The sequence below is a fragment of the Pseudomonas sp. Je.1.5.c genome (assembly GCF_051129895.1).
Classification (GTDB): domain Bacteria; phylum Pseudomonadota; class Gammaproteobacteria; order Pseudomonadales; family Pseudomonadaceae; genus Aquipseudomonas; species Aquipseudomonas urmiensis.
In genome coordinates this window covers 1-414 of the sequence record NZ_JBCPSP010000106.1, presented here as the reverse complement: position 1 = coordinate 414, position 414 = coordinate 1, and the positions used below count along the sequence as shown (strand labels likewise).

Genomic DNA, 414 nt, shown 5'->3' with positions numbered 1-414 from the left:
CTGGGGTGAAGTCGTAACAAGGTAGCCGTAGGGGAACCTGCGGCTGGATCACCTCCTTAATCGAAGACATCAGCCTGCTGATGAGCTCCCACACGAATTGCTTGATTCACTTGTATAAAGACGATGCGACCTGTTTATAGGTCTGTAGCTCAGTTGGTTAGAGCGCACCCCTGATAAGGGTGAGGTCGGCAGTTCAAATCTGCCCAGACCTACCATTTATTGGTAATGCTGGAAACGTCGAGCGCGCCCCCTGCTCCTGGATAAAGAGTGGTGAGGACGGCTCTTCTGCAGTTCAAATCTGCCCAGACCTACCAATTACTTGGTGCAGCCTAGGTAATACGGGGCCATAGCTCAGCTGGGAGAGCGCCTGCCTTGCACGCAGGAGGTCAGCGGTTCGATCCCGCTTGGCTCCAC

2 tRNA genes and 1 rRNA gene are annotated in these 414 nt (G+C 54.3%); all 3 read left to right on the top strand.

Going from position 1 to position 414, the window contains the following annotated elements:
* A 16S ribosomal RNA gene (locus AAZU54_RS27325) occupies window positions 1–59 on the top strand; the annotation flags it as partial.
* A gap of 79 nt (window positions 60–138) precedes the next feature.
* Window positions 139–215: transfer RNA gene (locus AAZU54_RS27320), tRNA-Ile, on the top strand.
* Window positions 216–340: 125 nt separating this feature from the next.
* Window positions 341–413, top strand: a tRNA-Ala gene (locus tag AAZU54_RS27315).
* Window position 414 lies beyond the last annotated feature (1 nt).